16 protein-coding genes and 1 pseudogene are annotated in these 20,641 nt (G+C 73.6%); 8 read left to right on the forward strand and 9 right to left on the reverse strand.

Translation table 11 applies throughout. The features are described 5' to 3' along the window. Window positions 1–195: 195 nt before the first annotated feature. Window positions 196–603: pseudogene (locus AB0I16_RS23670) on the forward strand (pyridoxamine 5'-phosphate oxidase family protein); the annotation flags it as partial. On the opposite strand, the gene AB0I16_RS23675 reads toward AB0I16_RS23670, so the two are convergent. Beyond that, window positions 593–1,558, reverse strand: a complete 966-nt coding sequence (locus AB0I16_RS23675; RefSeq protein ID WP_363251497.1) for a nitroreductase family protein — start codon at window positions 1,556–1,558, stop codon at window positions 593–595. The pseudogene AB0I16_RS23670 and the gene AB0I16_RS23675 overlap by 11 nt on opposite strands. Window positions 1,559–1,753: 195 nt before the next feature. On the opposite strand from AB0I16_RS23675, the gene AB0I16_RS23680 reads away from it, so the two are divergent. From AB0I16_RS23680 to narI, 4 genes are read left to right on the forward strand one after another with little or no spacing between them, the layout of a single operon-like run. Further along, window positions 1,754–5,452 (forward strand): nitrate reductase subunit alpha, encoded by a 3,699-nt coding sequence (locus AB0I16_RS23680; protein WP_363251498.1) that lies wholly within the window; start codon window positions 1,754–1,756, stop codon window positions 5,450–5,452. Window position 5,453: 1 nt separating this feature from the next. After that, a complete protein-coding gene (gene narH / locus AB0I16_RS23685) occupies window positions 5,454–6,980 on the forward strand; it encodes a nitrate reductase subunit beta (RefSeq protein WP_363251499.1) in 1,527 nt (508 codons plus the stop codon). Further along, window positions 6,977–7,768 (forward strand): nitrate reductase molybdenum cofactor assembly chaperone, encoded by a 792-nt coding sequence (gene narJ / locus AB0I16_RS23690; RefSeq protein WP_363251500.1) that lies wholly within the window; start codon window positions 6,977–6,979, stop codon window positions 7,766–7,768. Before narH ends, narJ begins: the two co-directional genes overlap by 4 nt. After that, window positions 7,765–8,535 carry a respiratory nitrate reductase subunit gamma gene (narI, locus tag AB0I16_RS23695; protein WP_363251501.1) on the forward strand — a complete coding sequence of 257 codons (771 nt, stop codon included), beginning with the start codon at window positions 7,765–7,767 and terminating at the stop codon, window positions 8,533–8,535. The genes narJ and narI overlap by 4 nt, the downstream gene beginning before the upstream one ends. Here the strand turns inward: narI and AB0I16_RS23700 are convergent. Then, entirely contained in the window at window positions 8,501–9,181 is a 681-nt protein-coding gene (locus AB0I16_RS23700) for a response regulator transcription factor (protein ID WP_363251502.1), read from the reverse strand. The two genes, narI and AB0I16_RS23700, sit on opposite strands and share 35 nt — an antisense overlap. Before the next feature lie 276 nt (window positions 9,182–9,457). On the opposite strand from AB0I16_RS23700, the gene AB0I16_RS23705 reads away from it, so the two are divergent. Both AB0I16_RS23705 and AB0I16_RS23710 read left to right on the forward strand, forming a co-directional pair. Further along, complete coding sequence (locus AB0I16_RS23705; protein ID WP_363251504.1) at window positions 9,458–9,925, forward strand: cyclic nucleotide-binding domain-containing protein; 468 nt, start codon at window positions 9,458–9,460, stop codon at window positions 9,923–9,925. A gap of 38 nt (window positions 9,926–9,963) precedes the next feature. Next, on the forward strand, window positions 9,964–11,193 hold the full coding sequence (locus tag AB0I16_RS23710; protein WP_363251505.1) for a globin domain-containing protein: 1,230 nt from the start codon (window positions 9,964–9,966) through the stop codon (window positions 11,191–11,193). Between the two features lie 28 nt (window positions 11,194–11,221). On the opposite strand, the gene AB0I16_RS23715 is transcribed toward AB0I16_RS23710, so the two are convergent. Then, entirely contained in the window at window positions 11,222–12,598 is a 1,377-nt protein-coding gene (locus AB0I16_RS23715; RefSeq protein WP_363251507.1) for a deoxyribodipyrimidine photo-lyase, read from the reverse strand. Beyond that, on the reverse strand, window positions 12,595–14,160 hold the full coding sequence (locus AB0I16_RS23720; RefSeq protein ID WP_363251508.1) for an SDR family oxidoreductase: 1,566 nt from the start codon (window positions 14,158–14,160) through the stop codon (window positions 12,595–12,597). The genes AB0I16_RS23715 and AB0I16_RS23720 overlap by 4 nt, the downstream gene beginning before the upstream one ends. Window positions 14,161–14,287: 127 nt before the next feature. On the opposite strand from AB0I16_RS23720, the gene AB0I16_RS23725 reads away from it, so the two are divergent. After that, window positions 14,288–15,352, forward strand: coding sequence for a biotin/lipoate A/B protein ligase family protein (locus AB0I16_RS23725; protein ID WP_363251509.1), 1,065 nt, complete (start codon window positions 14,288–14,290; stop codon window positions 15,350–15,352). Here AB0I16_RS23725 and AB0I16_RS23730 read toward each other — a convergent pair. Genes AB0I16_RS23730 through AB0I16_RS23750 form a run of 5 tightly spaced genes read right to left on the reverse strand, consistent with a single transcriptional unit; the run spans window position 15,318 to window position 20,624 of the window. Continuing rightward, window positions 15,318–16,010 carry a DUF4232 domain-containing protein gene (locus tag AB0I16_RS23730; RefSeq protein WP_363251510.1) on the reverse strand — a complete coding sequence of 231 codons (693 nt, stop codon included), beginning with the start codon at window positions 16,008–16,010 and terminating at the stop codon, window positions 15,318–15,320. The two genes, AB0I16_RS23725 and AB0I16_RS23730, sit on opposite strands and share 35 nt — an antisense overlap. Before the next feature lie 46 nt (window positions 16,011–16,056). Then, complete coding sequence (locus AB0I16_RS23735; protein ID WP_363251511.1) at window positions 16,057–17,055, reverse strand: TIGR03842 family LLM class F420-dependent oxidoreductase; 999 nt, start codon at window positions 17,053–17,055, stop codon at window positions 16,057–16,059. 12 nt (window positions 17,056–17,067) lie between these two features. Continuing rightward, window positions 17,068–18,471 carry a dihydropyrimidinase gene (gene hydA, locus AB0I16_RS23740; protein WP_363251513.1) on the reverse strand — a complete coding sequence of 468 codons (1,404 nt, stop codon included), beginning with the start codon at window positions 18,469–18,471 and terminating at the stop codon, window positions 17,068–17,070. Window positions 18,472–18,501: 30 nt separating this feature from the next. After that, window positions 18,502–19,785: an aspartate aminotransferase family protein gene (locus AB0I16_RS23745; protein ID WP_363251514.1), complete on the reverse strand. Its 1,284-nt coding sequence runs from the start codon at window positions 19,783–19,785 to the stop codon at window positions 18,502–18,504. After that, on the reverse strand, window positions 19,782–20,624 hold the full coding sequence (locus AB0I16_RS23750) for a nitrilase-related carbon-nitrogen hydrolase (RefSeq protein WP_363251515.1): 843 nt from the start codon (window positions 20,622–20,624) through the stop codon (window positions 19,782–19,784). The genes AB0I16_RS23745 and AB0I16_RS23750 overlap by 4 nt, the downstream gene beginning before the upstream one ends. Window positions 20,625–20,641: the final 17 nt, after the last annotated feature.

The raw sequence follows: 20,641 nt of genomic DNA on the forward strand, positions 1-20,641 counted from the left end.
AAGTTCTGTGGGGTCTACGGGGTCTGTGGGGTCTACGGGGTCTGTGGGGTCTACGGGGTCTGTGGGGTCTACGGGGTCTGTGGTGTCTACGGGGTCTGTGGGGTCTGCGTGTAGTGCGGGTTCCAGGGTTTCGTCCGCGGAGGGAGGGCCGGTCGGCCCCTGGCCCCGTGCCGCGTCCGCGTGGACCATGGCCTGATGTCCCAGAACGACGCCTTTCGCGCACTCGACCGGCAGGAGTGCCTGCGCCTGCTGGCCGAGGTGCCGGTCGGCCGCGTGGTGTACACGCGGCAGGCGCTGCCCGCGGTGCTCCCCGTCAACTTCTCCCTGGACACGGACGCCTCCGTGCTGCTGTGCACCTCGCCGGACTCGGACCTCGTGGACGCCGTCGACGGCGTCGTGGTGGCCTTCGAGGCGGACGAGTTCGACACGGTGGCCCGCTCCGGCTGGAGCGTGGTCGTGACCGGCCGGGCCACCGTGGTGACCGACCCCGCCGAGCACGAACGCCTGGCGCGGACCGGTCCCGGCTCCTGGATGCCGCTGCATGACGCGGCGTTCGTACGGATCGAGTCCGAGATGGTGACCGGGCGGGAGCTCAGGGGATCGCTCGGGGTGTCCTGCCGCCCTCCGGGCCGTAACCGAAGCGGATCAGCATCTGCGGGCAGCGTCCGCGCCTCGGCCCGGCCATCGCCGCCCGCAGGTCCCGCCACTCCATCGCCTGGTGCAGCATCGAGGTGCGCACCCCGCGCCGAGTGGCCGTGAGCAGCACGCGCTCCAGGGCCTGCCCCGCCCGCAGCCAGTCCTGCCGCCGGTCGCGCGCGGTCCACAGGAGGGCCACCTGGGCGTGGCGTTCGAAGGGCAGGGGAGGCAGGCGCGGCACGGACGGCGCGCCGGTGAAGTCCCGCACCGGCAGCCGCCCGGACGCGTCCCGTGGGCCCAGGGCCGGCAGGGGGATGCCGTAGGGGCTGTCCGCGCCCGGGGCGGTGATCCACGCGCGGGTCTCGGCCGCGCGGCCCGGGTGGCGCGCGTTGCGGTCCTCGGCCGCGCGGGTCAGGCGCAGCAGGCGGCGGGTCCCCATGATGTCGGGGACGTCCAGGTGCGCGCCCTCGACGCGGGCGGCGCCGATCAGCTCCGCCACGACCTGCTCCGCGACCGGGCGGCCCGTGAACGGCATCCGGCTGGTGTGGCGCCGCCCGATGGCCTCGTACAGGCCGTCGTCCATGGTCGGCCGTCCGTCGGACGGGGGCGCGGGTGTCAGCCGCACGGTGGCCGGCGGCTCGGAGCCGTCCGTGGCGGGGAGCAGCCGTACGACGGGGTTCCAGCCCAGGTGGGCGGCGGCCATACGGAGGTTGAAGACGGCCGCGCCCACCGACAGGTGCTGGGCGCGGCCCTCCGGGTCGGCCCCCGGCAGGGACCGCTCCCGGTCGATGCGGACCACGATGGAGCGGCTTTCGGGGTCGAGGCGGAACCGCCAGGGCTGGGTGTTGTGGATCGACGGTGCCGCCACGGCCGCCGCGAGCAGGGCCTGAACGGCTGTGGCGTCGACTTCCCGGGTCTGCATATCGGCTCCTTTGCGGGCTGCGCCTCGTACCGGACAACCCTCCGCGCCCGGCCCGCTTCCGGGGAGGGTTGACCGGCCCCTCGCGGCGGGCCGGGCGGGTCCCGGCTCCGGCCCGCGGAACGGGGCCGGAAAGCCGTCCGGCAGGGACCACCGGCCCCGGGTGCCCGCGCCCCGCGGCTCCTAGCGTTCACCACCATGGAGAACGATCAGAGCGCACGGCGTCAGGCACCGCCCGCCGGCGCGGGCTGGCCGCTGGCGGCGCGCAGGCTGCTGACGCGCCGTGAGGTGTCGGCCGACGGACGCGCCGTGTTCGGCGAGGGTGACCCGGAGTGGGAGGGCTTCTACCGGAAGCGGTGGGCGCACGACAAGGTGGTGCGCTCCACGCACGGCGTGAACTGCACCGGTTCCTGCTCGTGGATGGTGTACGTCAAGGACGGCCTCATCACCTGGGAGCACCAGGCCACCGACTACCCCTCGATCGGCGCCGACTGCCCCGAGTACGAGCCGCGCGGCTGCCCACGGGGCGCGTCGTTCTCCTGGTACACCTACTCGCCCGGCCGGGTCCGCCACCCGTACGTGCGGGGCGCGTTGCTGAAGCTGTGGCGCGAGGCCCGCGGGCGGCTCGGCGACCCGGTCGCGGCCTGGGCCGAGATCACCTCCGACCCGGCGAAGGCCCGCGCGTACAAGCGGGCGCGCGGCAAGGGCGGCCTGGTGCGCGCCGACTGGGACGAGGTGTCCGAGCTGATCGCCGCGGCCCATGTGCACACCATCAAGGAGTACGGTCCCAACCGCGCCGCCGGCTTCTCACCGATCCCCGCGATGTCGATGGCGTCCTTCGCGGCCGGTGCCCGCTTCATGTCGCTGATCGGGGGCACGCTGCTCTCCTTCTACGACTGGTACGCCGACCTGCCGGTCGCCTCCCCGCAGGTCTTCGGCGACCAGACCGACGTGCCGGAGGCCGCGGACTGGTGGAACGCCGGGTACCTGGTCATGTGGGGCTCCAACATCCCCGTCACCCGCACGCCGGACGCGCACTTCCTGACCGAGGCCCGCTACAACGGCACCAAGGTCGTCGCGGTCAGCCCCGACTACGCAGACAACGTCAAGCACGCCGACGAGTGGCTGGCCCCGCATCCCGGCACGGACGGCGCGCTGGCGATGGCCATGGGGCACGTGATCCTGCGGGAGTTCCTCGTCGACCGTGAGGTGCCCTACTTCCGGGACTACCTGCGGCGGTTCACCGACGCGCCGTTCCTGGTGGCCCTGCGCGAGCACGGCCGCGGGCTCGTCCCCGACGGCTTCCTGACCGCCGCCGACCTGGGCCGTGACGAGGAGCACGCCGCGTCCAGAACGGTCGTCCTCGACGGCGCCACCGGAGAGTACGTCGTGCCCAACGGTTCGCTCGGCTTCCGCTGGGCGCAGCGGGAACAGGGCCGCTGGAACCTCGACCTCGGGGCCGTCGTGCCCGCGTTGAGCCTCCTGGAGTCGGCCGAGGACACCGCGGCCGTCGCCCTGCCCCGCTTCGACGAGGGGCCCACCGAGGGCGGCTCGGTGATGCTGCGCGGCGTGCCGGTCCGCCGGGTGGGCGGCCGTCTCGTCACCACCGTCTTCGACCTGCTGCTCGCCCAGTACGGGGTGCGGCGCCCCGGCCTGCCGGGCACCTGGCCCTCGTCGTACGAGGACGCGGCCGAGCCCTGCACCCCGGCCTGGCAGGAGACGATCACCTCGGTGCCCGCCGTGCAGGCGGCCAGGATCGCGCGCGAGTTCGCCCGCAACGCCGAGCGCACCAACGGCCGCTCCATGATCGCGATGGGGGCCGGCACCAACCACTGGTTCCACTCCGACACCATCTACCGCGCCTTCCTCGCGCTGACCACCATGACCGGCTGCCAGGGCGTCAACGGCGGCGGCTGGGCGCACTACGTGGGCCAGGAGAAGGTCCGCCCGGTCACCGGGCAACAGCACCTGTCGTTCGCCTTCGACTGGCAGCGGCCCACCCGGCACATGGCGGGCACCTCGTACTGGTACCTGAACACCGACCAGTGGCGGTACGAGGCGTTCGGCCCCGACGAGCTGGCCTCGCCGCTCGGGGAGGGGCGGTTCCGGGGCAAGGGGTTCGCCGACTGCCTGGCGCAGGCCGTGCGGCTCGGCTGGACGCCGGGTCATCCCGGCTTCAACCGCAACCCCCTCGACCTCGCGGACGAGGCCGCGGCGGCGGGCCGGCCGGTCGCCGAGCACATCGTCGACGAGCTGCGGTCCGGGCGGCTGCGGTTCGCCGCCGAGGACCCCGACGACCCGGCCAACTTCCCGCGCGTGCTGACCGTGTGGCGGGCCAACCTGCTCGGCTCCTCCGGCAAGGGCAACGAGTACTTCCTGCGCCATCTGCTCGGCACGGACGCGGCGGTCCGCTCCGCCGAGACCCCGCCCGGGCAGCGGCCGAAGGACGTGGTGTGGCGGGAGGAGGCGCCCGAGGGCAAGCTCGACCTGCTGGTCACCATGGACTTCCGGATGACCTCCACCGGTCTGCTCTCCGACGTCGTCCTGCCGGCCGCGACCTGGTACGAGAAGGACGACCTGTCCTCCACGGACATGCACCCCTTCGTGCACGCCTTCACCCCGGCCATCGCGCCGCCCTGGCAGGCCCGCACCGACTACGACACGTTCCTGACCCTCGCCGACAAGTTCAGTGAGCTGGCCGCCGGCCACCTCGGCAGCCGCACCGACGTCCTCGCCGTACCGCTGCTGCACGACACCCCCGACGAACTCGCCCAGCCGGGCGGTGCCGTACGGGACTGGAAGGCCGGCGAGTGCGAGCCCGTCCCCGGGCGGACCATGCCGAAGCTGGTGGTCGTCGAGCGGGACTACGCGGCGGTGGCGCAGAAGATGCGCGCCGTCGGCCCGCTCCTCGACACCCTGGGCACCACCACCAAGGGCGTCACCGTCCACCCGGACCGGGAGATCGACGACCTCCGGCACCGCAACGGCACCGTCAGGGACGGCGTCGCCGCCGGGCGGCCCTCGCTCGCCACCGCGTCCCACATGTGCGAGGCGATCCTCGCCCTGTCCGGCACCACCAACGGACGCCTGGCCACCGAGGGCTTCAGGGAGCTGGAGCGGCAGACCGGCAGCGAGGGCCTGGTGGCGCTCGCCGCCGAGCGCGAGGCGGAACGCATCACGTTCGCCGACACGCGCACCCAGCCCCGCCCCGTCATCACCTCCTACGAGTGGTCGGGCTCGGAGACGGGCGGGCGCCGCTACTCGCCCTTCGTCATCAACACCGAGCACAAGAAGCCCTGGCACACCCTCACGGGCCGCCAGCACTTCTTCGTCCAGCACGACTGGATGACCGAACTCGGCGAGCAGCTCCCCGTCTACCGGCCGCCGTTGAACGCGCTCCGGCACCACGGCGACGAGCACCTGCGCGACGAGGGGCGCGCCGAGGTCACCGTCCGCTATCTGACTCCGCACTCGAAGTGGTCCATCCACTCCAACTACCAGGACAACAAGTACATGCTCGACCTGTCCCGCGGCGGCCCCACCATCTGGATGTCCCCCGCGGACGCCGGGAAGATCGGCGTCGCCGACAACGAGTGGGTCGAGGCGTACAACCGCAACGGCGTCGTCGCCGCGCGGGCCGTGGTCAGCCACCGGATGCCCGAGGGCACGGTGTACATGCACCACGCGCAGGACCGCAACGTGAACGTGCCGAGGACCGAGATCAGCGGGAAGCGCGGCGGCATCCACAACTCCCTGACCCGCCTGCTGCTCAAACCCACCCACCTCGCGGGCGGCTACGCCCAGTTCACCTACGCCTTCAACTACTACGGCCCGACCGGCAACCAGCGTGACGAGACCACCGTCATCCGCCGCCGCTCGCAGGATGTGGAGTACTGACATGCGCGTGATGGCCCAAGTGGCGATGGTGATGAACCTCGACAAGTGCATCGGCTGCCACACCTGCTCGGTCACCTGCAAGCAGACGTGGACCAACCGCACCGGCGTCGAGTACGCCTGGTTCAACAACGTCGAGACCAAGCCCGGCGTCGGCTACCCCCGCCGCTACGAGGACCAGGAGCAGTGGAAGGGCGGCTGGACGCTCGACGAGCGCGGACGTCTCGTCCTGCGCTCCGGCGGCCGGGTCAGGCGGCTGCTCTCGCTCTTCTCCAACCCCGACCTGCCCGCCATCGAGGACTACTACGAACCGGTCACCTACGACTACGACAACCTGGCCGGCGCCCCGGCGGGGGACGACATGCCCGTCGCCCGCCCCCGCTCCGTCCTGACCGGGAAGCCGACGGCCATCACCTGGGGCGCCAACTGGGAGGACGGCCTGGGAGGCGCCCCCGAGAACGCGGGCGGCGACCCGAACCTCTCCGGGGCCTGGGCGGAGAAGGTCAGGTTCGAGTTCGAGCAGACCTTCCTCTTCCACCTGCCCCGCCTGTGCGAGCACTGCCTCAACCCGGCCTGCGTGTCCGCCTGCCCGTCCGGCGCGATGTACAAGCGCGTCGAGGACGGCATCGTCCTGGTCGACCAGGGCCGCTGCCGGGGCTGGCGGATGTGCGTCACGGCGTGCCCGTACAAGAAGGTGTACGTCAACCACGCCACCGGCAAGGCCGAGAAGTGCACGTTCTGCTTCCCGCGCGTCGAGGCGGGGCAGCCCACCGTCTGCTCGGAGACCTGCGTGGGCCGGCTGCGCTACCTCGGTCTGCTCCTGTACGACGCCGACCGGGTGGGCGAGGCCGCCGCCACCCCGGACGACAAGGACCTCCTGGACGCCCAGCGCGGGGTGTTCCTCGACCCGCGCGACCCGGCGGTGCGCGCGGCGGCCCGCGCGTCGGGCATCCCCGACGACTGGCTGGACGCCGCCCGCCGCTCCCCCGTGTACGACCTGGTCGCGCGCCACAAGGTGGCGCTGCCGCTGCACCCGGAGTACCGCACCCTGCCGATGGTCTGGTACGTGCCGCCGCTCTCCCCCGTCCTGGACGCCGTCGACGCGGCGGGCGGCGACCAGGACGACCCCGACCACGTCTTCGCCGCCGTCACCCGGCTGCGCATCCCGCTGGAGTACCTGGCGGAGCTGTTCACCGCCGGGGACGCAAGCGCCGTCGCCGGTGTGCTGATGAAGCTCACCGCGCTGCGCTCGTACATGCGCGGGCGCGCCCTCGGCGGGGAGGGCGACGAATCCGTGCTCGGGGCCGTCGGCCTGACCCCCCGGGAGGCGCGGGACCTGCACCGGCTGCTCGCCGTCGCCAAGTACGCCGACCGGTACGTCGTGCCCGCCGCGCACAAGGAGGACGCCGCGGCGCCGACCGCCATGGAGGGCGGCTGCCCGGTCGGGTCCTCCGGCGCCCCCGGACCGCGCACGACCCTGCTCGGCATCCCCGTCCTGCGCCGCGACACCCCTGCCGGAGGCCGTCCATGAGCCCGCTGCCCGCCACCATTCCCGCCCTCGTCCGCGCCCGTGTCCGCGCGGCCGTACGCCGCCCGGCCCGGCACACGCCCGAGGAGACGGCGGACCGGGCCCTGACGCTGCGCCTCGTCTCACTGTTCCTGCAGTACCCCGACAAGGCACTGTGCGCGGGCCGGGCGGAGTTGACGGCCGCGGTGGAGGCCCTCCCGGCCACCCCCGCGGCGGAGCGCCTGGCCCGGTTCACCGCGTGGTTCGCCGCACAGGACGCCGAGGCGCTGGAGCGGCACTACGTCGAGATGTTCGACCTGCGCCGCAGGAGCGGTCTCCACCTCACCTACTACCTGCACGGCGACACCCGCCGCCGGGGCATGGCCCTGCTCACCCTGAGCCGGCGGTACCGGGCCGCGGGCTGGGACACGGACGGCGGTGAGCTGCCCGACCATCTCCCGGTCGTCCTGGAGTTCGCCGCCCTCGCGGGCCCGGGGCGCGGCGAGGCGCCCCTGCGGCGGCACCGGCGCGGGATCGCGCTGATCCACCGGGCGCTGACCGACGACGGGTCCCCGTACCGGCACGTCCTGGCCGCGCTGCTCACCCTGCTGCCGCCGCCCTCCGAGGCCGACCGCGCGGAGGTGGCCCGGCTCGTCGCCGAGGGCCCGCCGGACGAGGAGGTCGGCCTCGACCCCTACGGGACGTACGGGGGCGGCGGGTTCGCGCCGCCGAGCGCCTTCGTGCCCCCGGCGCCCGCCGCGCCTGCCTGTGTGCCACCCGCTCCGACCAGCCGTACGGAAGGCCCCCGATGAACGCCGTACCCGCCCCCCTGGCCGCCGCGTCCACGAGCGGCGCGGACCTGCTGCTGTGGGTCGCCGTCCCCTACGTCTGCCTCGCCGTGTCCGTGGTCGGGCACGTCTGGCGCTACCGGCAGGACCAGTTCGGCTGGACCTCCCGCACCAGCCAGCTCCTGGAACACCGCTGGCTGCGCTTCGGCGGCCCGCTGTTCCACGTCGGCGCCTTCATGGTGATCGCCGGGCACGTGGTGGGCCTCGCCGTCCCCGGCTCGTGGACGGAGGCCGCCGGCATCGGCGAGCACGCCTACCACACCACGGCCGTGTGGGCGGGCTCGGTGGCGGGTGCCGCCATGGTCGCGGGGCTCGGCATGCTGTGCGCCCGCAGGCTGCTGACCCGGTCGATCCGGCTCGCCACCGACCGCAGCGACAAACTGCTCTTCCCCCTGCTCGCCGCCACCGTCCTGCTCGGCATCGCCGCCACCGCCGCGCACAACGTCTTCGGCCCGGGCTACGACTACCGCTCCACCGTCTCCGTGTGGTTCCGCGGCCTGTTCGCCCTCCAGCCGCGGCCCGAGGCCGTCTCCGGCGCCCCGCTGCTGTTCCGGCTGCACGCCGTGAGCGCCTGCCTCCTCTTCGCCGCCTGGCCGTTCACCCGCCTCGTCCACGTGTGGAGCGCCCCTGTCGGCTATCTCGTCCGCCCCTACCTGGTCTACCGGCGGCGTACCGTACCGGCCGGCCGGCGTCTTCCTACGTCAGCCGGTCCTGGGCCCGGGTCGCGATGACGGCGGCCTGGATGCGGCGCTCCACGCCGAGCTTGGCCAGCAGCCGCGAGATGTGGTTCTTCACCGTCTTCTCGGCGAGGTAGAGCCGCTGCCCGATCTGACGGTTGGTCAGTCCTTCGCCGATGAGGGCCAGGATCTCCCGCTCCCGCTCGGTCAGGCCCGGCAGGGCGTCGGGTTCGGGCTCCGGCTCCTCGGCCTGCCGCAGGCGGGCCATCAGCCGGGCGGTGGCGCTGGGGTCGAGGAGGGACTGGCCCGCGGCGACCGTGCGCACGGCCGACACCAGGTCGGAGCCCTGGATCTGCTTGAGCACGTACCCGGAGGCGCCCGCCATGATCGAGTCGAGCAGTGCCTCCTCGTCGTCGAACGAGGTCAGCATCAGGCAGGACAGCTCCGGCATGCGCGAGCGCAGCTCCCGGCACACGGTCACCCCGTCGCCGTCGGGCAGCCGCACGTCGAGCACCGCCACCCGCGGACGCAGCGCGGGCACGCGGACGAGGGCCTGCCCGACGGTGCCCGCCTCACCGACCACCGTGATGTCCGGCTCGTCGTCCAGCAGGTCGCGCACCCCGCGCCGCACCACCTCGTGGTCGTCCAGCAGGAAGACCCGGATCGGGTCCTCGGGTCCTGGCCGCTCGCCGTCCGCCATCGGATACTCCTCGTTCCACGCCCTACGAATGCCGCACCGGGCGCCCCGCGGGCGCGACCGGTCCTGTCCACCGCGAATTTTCCGTGTTCCCCGGCCGGACGGCCAGGGCCGGTCGGCCCTACTCCGCCCTCGGGTCTCCCGTCCGGGCCGCACCCGGGGGTGCGACGCCCGGTACCGAGTGGCCCGGCCGGAAGGCCGACCGGCCCATGGGCGGGGGCGGGGCGCTGCAAGAACCTGGGGAGCGACAGGCCGACAGCTCCCTACCGGAGGCACACCATGACCGCTTCCACCATGACGCCCAGCATGCTCCAGGCACTGCCGGCCGAGCACCGGCAGCGGCTGATGCACTTCGCCCGGGAGGTGTCGATCCCCCAGGGCGCCCGGCTCTTCGAGGAGGGCGGCCGGGCCGACCGCTTCTGGATCATCCGCACCGGCACCGTCCACCTCGACCTGCACGTGCCGGGCCGCCGCGCCGCGGTCATCGAGACCCTCCGGCACAACGAACTCATCGGTTGGTCCTGGCTGTTCTCCCCGCACGCCTGGCACCTGGGGGCCGAGGCGACGACCCCGGTGCGCGCCCACGAGTTCGACGCCACCGCCGTCCGCTCGCTGTGCCGGGACGACCCCGCGTTCGGCCTGGGCATCGCCCTGTGGGTGGGCGACGTCCTCGTCCACCGCCTGCGCTCGTCCCGCACCCGGCTCCTCGACCTGTACGCCCCCTACGGCAGCGGCAGCCTCCTGTGACCGCTGCCCCCACTTCTGCCGCCCCGCCTGGAGGCCCCATGCTGTCCGCAGAGTCCGCCGCCGTGGTCCGTGCCACGCTGCCCGCCGTCGCCGGAGCACTCGACGAGATCACGACGCGCTTCTACGGCACGATGTTCCGCGACAGGCCGGAGCTGCTCGACGGGATGTTCAACCGCGGCAACCAGGCCAGCGGTGCCCAGCGCCGCGCCCTCGCCGGCTCCATCGCCGGGTTCGCGTCGGCGCTGCTCGACGACCCCGGCACCCGCCCGGACACGCTCCTGGACCGGATCGCGCACAAGCACGCCGCCGTCGGGGTCACCGACGACCAGTACACGATCGTCCACAAGTACCTGTTCGGCGCGATCGCCGAGGTGCTCGGCGACGCGGTGACCCCGGAGGTGGCGGCCGCCTGGGACGAGGTGTACTGGCTGATGGCCGGCGCGCTGATCAGCAGGGAGGCCCGCCTCTACCGGGACGCGGCCGTGGAGCCCGGCGAGGTGTGGCGGCAGTGGACCGTCGTCGGGCGCCGCACCGAGACCCCCGACACGGTGTCCTTCCTGCTCCGCCCCGCCGACGGCCTGCCCGCGCCGCGGGCCAGGGCGGGACAGTACGTGAGCGTGCGCGTGCGCATGGCCGACGGCGTGCGCCAGCTGCGGCAGTACAGCCTGTCCCGCGACCCCGGCGGCGACCTGCGGCGCATCACCGTGAAGCGGGTCGCGGGCACGGCCGGCGCGCCGGACGGCGAGGTCTCCGCCCTGCTGCACCGGCAGGTCCGCGAAGGCGACGAGCTGACCCTGTCCGCGCCCTTCGGCGACGTCTTCCTCGACGAGCGGGACGACTCCACCGCACCGGTCCTGCTCGTGTCCGCGGGCATCGGCTGCGCCCCCATGACCGGCATCCTGGCCCACCTCGCCGCCATCGGCTCCCCGCGCCCGGTACTGGTGCTGCACGCCGACCGCTCCCCCGCCGCGCACGCCCTGCGCGCCGAGACCCGTGAGCTGGTCGGGCGGCTGCCCGACGCCCGCGCCGAGTTCTGGTACGAGCGGCCCGGCGCGGAGGAACCGGGCGCCCGCAGCGGGCTGATGGACCTCGCCGGGGTCGCACTCCCCGAGGACGCCTCGGTCTTCCTGTGCGGCCCGCTGCCGTTCATGCGCGAGGTGCGCGGACAGCTGCTGCGCGCCGGCATCCCGGCCCGGCGCATCCGCTACGAGGTCTTCGGCCCCGACCTGTGGCTGCCCGGCACGGCGGACCGAGAGCCTGTGTCATGACCCCGGCCCGGCGGGCGCGCGCACCCCGTCACCCGATCCCCCGCGCCCGCCGGAACCGCGCGAGCCCCTCCGCGAGGCCGACGACCGGCTCCGGGTAGTCGTAGCGGGCCCGCTGGGCCGCCGGCAGCCTCCACGGCTCGTGCACCGCGCCGCCCGCGAGCCCCCGCAGCTCGGGCACCCAGCGCCGTACGTAGTCGCCGCTCGGGTCGTAGCGCCTGCCCTGGCGCACGGGGTTGAGCACCCTGTTGGGCCTGCTGTCGGTGCCGGTGCCCGCGATCCACTGCCAGTTGAGCTGGTTGTCGGCCAGGTCGCCGTCGACCAGGTACCGCCGGAAGTGCCGGGCCCCCACGCGCCAGTCGACGTAGAGCGTCTTGGTCAGGAAGCTCCCGGTCAGCAGCCTGCCGCGGTTGTGCATCCAGCCCTCGTGGAGCAGTTGCCGCATGGCGGCGTCGACGACCGGATAGCCCGTGCGGCCCTCCTGCCACGCGCGGATGTCCCCGCCCGCCGACCGCTCGGTGCGCCAGCGGTCCTCGCGCGGACGGTAGTCGTGGGACGCGGCCCCCGGCCTGGCCGCGAGCACCTGGTGGTGGAAGTCGCGCCAGCAGAGCTGCCTGACGAAGTCCTCGGCGCCCGCGCCCTCCCGGCGGCGGGCGTCGCGGAGGAGTTCGGTCGCGGAGACCGTGCCGAAGTGCAGATGCGGCGAGAGCCGCGACGTGGCGTCGCCCGCCAGATCGTCCTGGCCGCCCTCCCCGTACGCGTCGATGCCGTCCCGCAGCCATGCCTTCCACCGCGCCCGGCCCACGCTCTCGCCGCCCCGCGCGAGCCCCGGCGAGACGCCGTCGACGCCGTCACGGCCGGGCACCGGCTCCGAGCCGACGTGGCCGGGGACGCGGACGCCCCGCGGCGGCCCGAGGACGTCCCGGGGCCGCTGGGCGCACCACTGGCGGTGGTACGGGGTGAAGACGGCGAAGTGGTCGCGGCCCGCCGGGGTCACCGCGCCCGGCGGGAGCACCGTGACCACCCCGTCGTGGACGAGCACCTGCCCGCCGTCGCGTTCCAGGGCCTCCCGCAGCCGCCGCTCGCGGGCGTGGGCGTATCCGCTGACGCCGCCGGACAGGTGGAGTTCCGTGGCGCCCGTCTCCGCCATCACCGCGCGCACCTCGTCGACGACGTCACCGCCGCGGACGACGAGCCGGCCGCCCCGGTCGCGCAGCCGCCGGTCCAGGTCGGCCAGGCAGTCGGCGAGGAACGCCTCGCGGTTCGGCCCGGTGGTTCCGGTGTCCTCGATGGCCCGGTCCCGGACGAAGAGCGGCACCACGGCGTCCGCGCGGGTCACGGCGGCGCGCAGCGGCGGATGGTCGTGGACCCGCAGGTCGGAGGTGAAGAGGACGACCGAGGTCTTCATGGTGCTGCTCCGTCACGCGTGGTCCGTACCGCCTTGTCTCCCGCTGCTTCCCCCGTCCTGGCCTCCTGGGATGCGGCGCGCGCGATGTTCCTCGCCATGCCGCCGAAGACGACGGCGTGGAAGGGCGAGACGCTCCACCAGTAGGCGTGGCCGAGCAGTCCGCGCGGGTGGAAGAACGCCTGCTGGCGGTAGCGGACGCGGCCCGCGGGGTCCCGGTCGGCGTGCATCTCCAGCCAGGCGAGTCCGGGCAGCCGCATCTCCGCCCGCAGCCGCAGCATCCGGCCCGGCTCGATCTCCTCCACCCGCCAGAAGTCCAGCGAGTCGCCGACCCGCAGCCGGGCGGCGTCGCGGCGGCCCCTGCGCAGCCCCACGCCGCCGACCGCGCGGTCCAGCCAGCCGCGGACCGCCCAGGCGAGCGGGAAGGAGTACCAGCCGTTGTCGCCGCCGACGCCCTCGATGATGCGCCACAGCTCTTCCGGCGAGGCGTCGACGGTGATCTGGCGCCGGTCGGTGTAGAGGCTGCCGCCCGCCCAGTCGGGGTCGGTGGGCAGCGGGTCGCTGGGCGCGCCGGGCAGCGCCGCCGACGACCAGCGGGTGGCGACCTGCGCCTCCTTGACGCGGCGCAGCGCGAGGGCGAGCGCCTCGTCGAGGGCGATCGGTGTGCCGGGCGGGTCGGGGACGTGGCGCGCGATGTCGTGCTCGTCGCAGACCACCTCGTGGCGCAGCGACTCGGCGAGGGGGCGGGCCAGCGCGCGGGGCACGGGGGTGACGAGGCCGATCCAGAGGCTGGAGAGCCCGGGGGACAGCATGGGCACGCGCAGGATGAACCGGTGCGGGAGCCCGGCCACGCGAGCGTAGCGCCGCATCATCTCCTCGTATGTGACGACGTCGGGGCCGCCGATGTCGAACGCGCGGTTCACCTCGGGCGGCATGCCCGCGCTGCCGACGAGGTAGCGCAGGACGTCGCGGACGGCGATGGGCTGGATGCGGGTGCCGATCCAGCTCGGCGTGACCATGACCGGCAGCCGCTCGGTGAGGTGGCGGAGCATCTCGAAGGAGGCGGAGCCCGAGCCGATGATGACGGCCGCGCGCAGCACGGTGGCGGGGACCTCCGCGGCCAGGAAGATGTCGCCCACCTCGGCCCGTGAGCGCAGGTGCGGCGAGAGCTGGGCCGGCGGTACGCCGGTGGGGACGAGGCCGCCGAGGTAGACCACGCGGCCGACGCCCGCGAGGGCCGCCTGCCCGGTGAAGGTCCGCGCCGCCGTGCGGTCGGTGTCCTCGAAGCCGGGGCCCGTGGTGAGCGCGTGCACCAGGTAGTACGCGACGTCGATGCCCCGCAGGGCCGCGGCGAGCGACCGGGCGTCGGTGACGTCGCCCCGTACGACCTCCACCCGGGAGGCCCAGGGGTGGTCGCGCAGCTTCACCGGGGAGCGGGCCAGGCAGCGCACGCGGTACCCGGCGTCGAGCAGTTCCGGCACGAGGCGCCCGCCGATGTAGCCGGTCGCCCCGGTCACGAGGACGTGCCGTCCCCGCTCGCCGCCCGTCTCCGCCTGCCCGTCCATCGGCTGCTCCGCGTGCTCGCCCGTGGTGGTCCCTGCCGCCTCGCCCCATCTTCCGCCGGATCGGACGTTCCGGCACTCGGTTAGCGTGGAGGGCGATCACGGAACAGCGGGGCATGGAGGCAGCACGGTGCACGGTGAGTACAAGGTTCCCGGCGGCAAGCTCGTCGTGGTGGACCTGGACGTGGCGGACGGCGTGCTGCGGCACGTGCGCGTGGCCGGCGATTTCTTCCTTGAGCCGGACGAGGCGCTGGAGGCGATCAACGGCGCGCTCGACGGCGCCCCCGCCGACACGGACGCCGCGGGTCTCGCGGCCCGCGTCGACGCGGCCCTGCCGGAGGGCACGGTGATGTACGGCCTCACGTCGGAGGGGCTCGGCGTCGCGGTGCGCCGCGCCCTGGCGCAGGCCACGAACTGGACGGACTACGACTGGCAGCTCGTCCACGAGGGGCCGCAGTCGCCCGCCCTGCACATGGCCCTCGACGAGGTCCTGACCCAGGAGGTCGCGGCGGGCCGGCGCCCGCCGACGCTGCGGGTGTGGGAGTGGGCGTCGCCCTCGGTGATCATCGGCAGCTTCCAGTCGCTCTCCAACGAGGTGGACCCCGACGGTGCGGCCCGGCACGGCGTCGACGTCGTGCGGCGCGTCTCCGGTGGCGGGGCGATGTTCGTGGAGCCCGGCAACACCATCACGTACTCCCTCTCCGTGCCGGACGCGCTCGTGCAGGGGCTGTCCTTCCAGGACAGTTACGCCTACCTCGACGACTGGGTGCTCGGCGCCCTCGCGGACATGGGCATCAAGGCGTGGTACCAGCCGCTCAACGACATCGCGACGGACGCGGGGAAGATCGCGGGGGCGGCGCAGAAGCGGGTGGTGGCTCCCGAGGGGGGCACGGGCGCGGTCCTGCACCACGTGACGATGTCCTACGACATCGACGCCGACAAGATGCTGGAGGTGCTCCGCATCGGCAAGGAGAAGATGTCGGACAAGGGCACGAGGAGCGCCAAGAAGCGCGTCGACCCGCTGCGCCGCCAGACGGGCCTGCCCCGCGAGGCGGTGATCGACCGCATGATCGGTTCCTTCCGCGGCCGCTACGGTCTGACCGCAGGCGGGGTGACGGACGCCGAGCGCGCCCGCGCGGCGGAACTGGTCAGGACGAAGTTCACGAACCCGGAGTGGACGGCGCGCGTTCCGTAGCGGGGCGGGAGGCGGCGGGCGCGTCGTCCCGCGGGCTCCGCTGCCACGCCGTGGTGCCGAGCATGCCCGTCTCGCCGATGTCGAGGCCGCCGTCGGGTTCGACGGTCTGGCGCGCGGCGCCCTCGGTGGGGCCGATGTCCACGTAGACGCCGCTTCCCTCGCGGGTGGCGGCGTCGACGGCCGAGTACCGCCAGACGAGCGAGGTGTACGCCGACTGTCCGGGACGCAGCCGCACGCGCCGCGGTCCCGGGTCGTCCATGGAGGTCACCGGTTCGGTGCCCTTGAGCACCGTCACGGCGAAGAGCCGCCGGTCCAGGCCGCGCACGCGGATGTCGGGGTAGCCGTTCACCTCGCGCACGCCCGTGCCGCAGTTGGTCAGCGTCACGGACATCGCGCGCAGCCCCATGGCGGCGGTGACCATGCCGGGTGACATCCGCCAGCCCGAGTCGGGGCAGGGGCCGGCGGCGGGCGGCTCGGTGGGGCCGGGCGCGGGGCCGGACGGCTCGGCGGGGCCCGACGGCCCGGCCTCGGGCGTCGTCGCCTCGCGCGCCGGATCGGCCTCGCGCTCCAGCTCCGCGGCGAGCCCGCAGCCGGCGAGCAGCAGCGGGGCCACGGCGAGGATCACGGCGCGTCGGAGCGGTCTCGGCGTGACGGTCACGCCGAGATCATGCCATGGCCACGGCATGGGGGCGGGGGCGCCGGGATCAGGTCAGCCGGGGGATGACCTCCGTGCCGTACGCGTCGATGACCTCCTCCCTGGCGTCGTGCATCGCGTACACGGCGAACTGGTCGACGCCGAGGTCCCGTAGCTCCCGCAGCCGTTCGACGTGGGACTCGACGGGGCCGACGAGGCAGAAGCGGTCGACGATCTCGTCGGGCACGAAGGCGGTGTCGGGGTTCCCGGCCCGCCCGTGGTGGCTGTAGTCGTAGCCCTCGCGCGCCTTGATGTAGGCGGTCAGGGCCTCGGGCACCATCGCGGAGTGCTCGCCGTACCTGGCGACGAGGTCGGCGACGTGGTTGCCGACCATGCCGCCGAACCACCGGCACTGCTCGCGGGCGTGTGCCAGGTCGTCGCCCACGTACGCGGGCGCGGCCACGCAGATCTTCACCCCCGCCGGGTCGCGCCCGGCCTCGGCCGCGGCCTCCCGCACGGCCCCGACCATGTACGCGGTGAGGAAGGGGTCGGCGAGCTGGAGGATGAAGCCGTCGGCCCGCTGCCCGGCGAGCGCCAGCGCCTTCGGGCCGTACGCCGCCATCCACACCGGCAGCTTTCCGTCCCGCACCCACGGCAGCCGCAGCGCCTGCCCGTCGATGTCGGCCTCGCGCCCCTCGGCCAGGTCGCGGATGGCGCCGATCGCCTCGCCGAGCCGGGCCAGCGTGTTGGGCCTGCGGCCCGCCACCCGCATCGCGGAGTCGCCGCGCCCGATGCCGCACACGGTGCGGTTGCCGTACATGTCGTTGAGCGTGGCGAAGGTCGAGGCGGTGACCTCCCAGGTCCTGGTGGAGGGGTTGGTGACCATGGGGCCCACCGTCAGCCGCGTGGTGTGCTCCAGGATGCGGCTGTAGATGACGAACGGCTCCTGCCACAGGACGGCGGAGTCGAAGGTCCAGCCGTACCGGAAGCCGTTGCGCTCCGCACGCCGCATGAGCCCCACGACCGTCGAGGCGGGCGGGTCGGTCTGCAGCACGAGTCCGAAATCCATGGTGGCCGCCTCCTAGTCCACGTACTGCGAAAGGCCCCGCGGCACGAACGCCCCATGGCCCGCACGCCCCTTGAACTCGCGCCGTTCGACGACGGGTTCGCCGCGCGAGAGGACCGTCTCCACCTGGCCGCGCACGCGCTTGCCCTCGTACGCGGAGTAGTCGACGTTCATGTGGTGCGTCGCCGCCGAGATGGTCTGCTCGGCCGCCGGGTCGTAGATGACGACGTCCGCGTCGGCGCCCGGCGCGATCGTGCCCTTCTTGCCGTAGAAGCCGAACATCCGCGCCGGCGCGGCGCACGCGATCTCGATCCAGCGGCGGCGCGTGATGTGGCCGTCCACGACGGCCTGGTGGAGCAGGTCCATGCGGTTCTCCACGCCGGGGAGCCCGTTGGGGATCTTCGAGAAGTCGCCGCGGCCCAGCTCCTTCTGGCCCGTGAAGCAGAACGGGCAGTGGTCGGTGGAGACCACCTGGAGGTCGTCGGTGCGCAGGCCGCGCCAGAGCGCCGCCTGGTGCTCGCGGGGCCGCAGGGGCGTCGAGCACACGTACTTCGCGCCCTCGAAGTCCGGCTCCGCGAGGTTGTCCGTGGAGAGGAACAGGTACTGCGGGCAGGTCTCGCCGAAGACCGGGAGCCCCTTGTCCCGCGCCGCCGCCAGCTCCGCCACCGCCTCCGCGGCCGAGACGTGCACGACGTACAGGGGCGCCTCGGCGACCCGGGCGAGCTGGATGACGCGGTGCGTGGCCTCCGCCTCCAGGAGCGCCCTGCGCACCTCGCCGTGGTGGCGGGGGTCGGTGTCGCCGCGGGCGAGTGCCTGCTGGACCAGGACGTCGATCGCGATGCCGTTCTCCGCGTGCATCATGATCAGCGCGCCGTTCGTGGCGGCCTTCTGCATGGCGCGCAGGATCTTCCCGTCGTCGCTGTAGAACACCCCGGGGTAGGCGGTGAAGAGCTTGAACGACGTCACGCCCTCGCCCACGAGGCCGTCCATCTCCTTGAGCGACGACTCGTCGACGTCGGAGACGATCATGTGGAAGGCGTAGTCGATGGCGCACTTCCCGGCCGCCTTCGCGTGGTAGGCGTCCAGGCCCTCGCGCAGGGAGCGCCCCACGGACTGCACCGCGAAGTCGACGATGGTGGTGGTGCCGCCCCAGGCCGCCGCCCGGGTACCGGTCTCGAAGGTGTCCGACGACGCGGTGCCGCCGAACGGGAACTCCATGTGCGTATGGGCGTCGACCCCGCCGGGGATGACGTACCTGTCCGTGGCGTCGATGACGCGCTCGGCGGTCCACGCCCGCGCCGCCGCGCTGCCGCTCGCGGCGAGGGCGGCGATCCTGCCGTCCTCGATCAGCACGTCGGCGTGGGTCTCCTCGGCGGCGGTGACGACGAGGCCGCCGCGGATCAGGGTGCGGTCGCTCATGTGGTGCGCTCCCTTCGGGTGGATGCGCCGTCAGGCGCTGCGCAGGGCCTCTGCCAGGATCGACGCTCCCTCTTCCGCCTCCGCGACGGTCAGGGAGAGCGGCGGGGCGACGCGCAGGACGCTGGTGTCGTGGCCGCCGCCCTTGCCGAGCAGCAGGCCGCCCTCGCGGGCCGCTTCGAGCACGGCGGCCGCCGCCCGGGGGCGGGGGCCGCCGGTGCCGGGGTCGACCAGTTCGATGCCGATCATCAGGCCGCGCCCGCGCACCTCGCGTACGGCGGGCACCTGGGCGCAGACGGCCCTGAGCCGCTCGATGAGGAGCCCTCCGACGCGCCGGGCGTTGCCCTGGAGGTCGTGCTCCAGGAGGTACGTGAGGTTGGCGAGGCCGGCCGCCATGGTGACGGGGGAGCCGCCGAAGGTGGAGATGGAGTTGGCGTCGAGGCCGTTCATGACCTCGGCGCGGGCCACCACGCCGCCGATCGACATGCCGTTGCCGATGCCCTTGGCGAACGTCAGGATGTCCGGCGGCCCGCTTGCCGCGTGCGCCTGCCAGCCCCAGAAGTGCTCGCCCGTGCGGCCCCACCCGGTCTGCACCTCGTCGGTGATCCAGAGGATGCCGTGCTCGTCCAGGACCTCCTTGAAGGCGGCGTAGAGCCCGTCGGGCGGCGAGGTGAAGCCGCCGACGCCCTGGATCGGCTCGGCGATGAGCGCCGCCACTCCCCCGCGCCCCTGCCCCAGCATGTCCCGCAGGTCGGCGACGCAGGCCGCGGTGAACTCAGCGTCGCTCAGCGCGGCGTACGGTCCCCGGCTGCGGACGCCCCCGTGCACGTACAGCGTCTGGAGGGGCGAGAGGCTGGTCGGCGACCAGGCGGCGTTGCCGGTGATGCCGACGGCCGTGAAGCTCCGGCCGTGGTAGCTGTTGCGCATCGCCAGGATCTGGTTGGAGCGGCGGTGGGCGGTGGCGAGGAGCAGCGCCGCGTCGTTGGCCTCGGTGCCGGAGGTGGTGAAGAAGACGCGGGCGTCGGGGATGCCGGAGAGGGCGGCGACGCGCTCGGCGAGGTCGACCATCGGCCGGTTGAGGTAGAGCGTCGAGGAGTGGATGATCCGTCCGGCCTGCTCGGCCACGGCCTTGGTGACCTCGGGCAGGGCGTGCGCGGTCATGGTGGTGAGGATGCCGCCGAAGAAGTCGAGGTACTTGCGGCCCTCGGCGTCCCAGACGTACCGGCCCTCGCCGTGGGTGATCTCGATGGGCCGCTGGTAGTAGAGGGCGAGCCAGTCGGGCAGGACCGCCTTGTGGCGGTCGTACAGGTCGGTCATGGCCGCACCAGCCCTTCGTAGGCGTCGGGGCGCCGGTCGCGGTAGAACGCCCACTGCTGACGTACTTCCTCGATGACCGCGAAGTCCAGGTCCCTGACGACGAGTTCCTCGTCCTTGTCGCTCGCCGGGTCGCCGACGAACTGGCCGCGCGGGTCGACGAAGTACGACGTGCCGTAGAAGTCGTTGTCGCCGTACTCCTCCTGGCCGACGCGGTTGATCGCGGCGACGAAGTACTCGTTGGCGACGGCCGCCGCGGGCTGTTCGAGCTGCCACAGGTACGCGGAGAGGCCGCGTGAGGTGGCGGAGGGGTTGTAGACGATCTGGGCGCCGTTCAGGCCCAACTGGCGCCAGCCCTCGGGGAAGTGGCGGTCGTAGCAGATGTAGACGCCGACCTTGCCGACCGCGGTGTCGAAGACGGGCCAGCCGAGGTTGCCCGGCTTGAAGTAGTACTTCTCCCAGAAGCCCCTGACCTGGGGGATGTGGTGCTTGCGGTACTTGCCGAGGTAGCTGCCGTCGGCGTCGATCACGGCCGCCGTGTTGTAGTAGAAGCCGGACTGCTCGACCTCGAAGACGGGGACGACGATCACCATGCCGGTCTCGCGGGCCAGCTCCTTCATGCGCGTGACGGTGGGTCCGTCCGGCACGGGCTCGGCCCAGCGGTAGTGCTCGGCCTCCTGGACCTGGCAGAAGTAGGGGGCGTTGAAGACCTCCTGGAACCCGATGACCTTCGCGCCCTGCCGGGCGGCGTCCCTGGCATGCTCCTCATGCTTGGCGATCATGGATTCGCTGTCGCCTGTCCAGGTCGCCTGGACCAGTGCGGCGCGTACGACGTTGACCATGAGCTGCTCCTTCACCT

Source organism: Streptomyces sp. NPDC050703 (assembly GCF_040654435.1).
In the GTDB taxonomy this organism is placed as follows: Bacteria; Actinomycetota; Actinomycetes; order Streptomycetales; family Streptomycetaceae; genus Streptomyces.

What these genes read in the sequence shown, in the direction of transcription:
- AB0I16_RS23735 (WP_363251511.1), bottom strand. Translation starts at nt 17,055, where the DNA reads ATGGATTTCGGACTCGTGCTGCAGACCGACCCGCCCGCCTCGACGGTC.
- narJ (WP_363251500.1), top strand. Translation starts at nt 6,977, where the DNA reads ATGAGCCCGCTGCCCGCCACCATTCCCGCCCTCGTCCGCGCCCGTGTC.
- AB0I16_RS23700 (WP_363251502.1), bottom strand. Translation starts at nt 9,181, where the DNA reads ATGGCGGACGGCGAGCGGCCAGGACCCGAGGACCCGATCCGGGTCTTC.
- AB0I16_RS23705 (WP_363251504.1), top strand. Translation starts at nt 9,458, where the DNA reads ATGACCGCTTCCACCATGACGCCCAGCATGCTCCAGGCACTGCCGGCC.
- AB0I16_RS23710 (WP_363251505.1), top strand. Translation starts at nt 9,964, where the DNA reads ATGCTGTCCGCAGAGTCCGCCGCCGTGGTCCGTGCCACGCTGCCCGCC.
- AB0I16_RS23750 (WP_363251515.1), bottom strand. Translation starts at nt 20,624, where the DNA reads ATGGTCAACGTCGTACGCGCCGCACTGGTCCAGGCGACCTGGACAGGC.
- AB0I16_RS23745 (WP_363251514.1), bottom strand. Translation starts at nt 19,785, where the DNA reads ATGACCGACCTGTACGACCGCCACAAGGCGGTCCTGCCCGACTGGCTC.
- AB0I16_RS23720 (WP_363251508.1), bottom strand. Translation starts at nt 14,160, where the DNA reads ATGGACGGGCAGGCGGAGACGGGCGGCGAGCGGGGACGGCACGTCCTC.
- narI (WP_363251501.1), top strand. Translation starts at nt 7,765, where the DNA reads ATGAACGCCGTACCCGCCCCCCTGGCCGCCGCGTCCACGAGCGGCGCG.
- hydA (WP_363251513.1), bottom strand. Translation starts at nt 18,471, where the DNA reads ATGAGCGACCGCACCCTGATCCGCGGCGGCCTCGTCGTCACCGCCGCC.
- narH (WP_363251499.1), top strand. Translation starts at nt 5,454, where the DNA reads ATGCGCGTGATGGCCCAAGTGGCGATGGTGATGAACCTCGACAAGTGC.
- AB0I16_RS23680 (WP_363251498.1), top strand. Translation starts at nt 1,754, where the DNA reads ATGGAGAACGATCAGAGCGCACGGCGTCAGGCACCGCCCGCCGGCGCG.
- AB0I16_RS23675 (WP_363251497.1), bottom strand. Translation starts at nt 1,558, where the DNA reads ATGCAGACCCGGGAAGTCGACGCCACAGCCGTTCAGGCCCTGCTCGCG.
- AB0I16_RS23715 (WP_363251507.1), bottom strand. Translation starts at nt 12,598, where the DNA reads ATGAAGACCTCGGTCGTCCTCTTCACCTCCGACCTGCGGGTCCACGAC.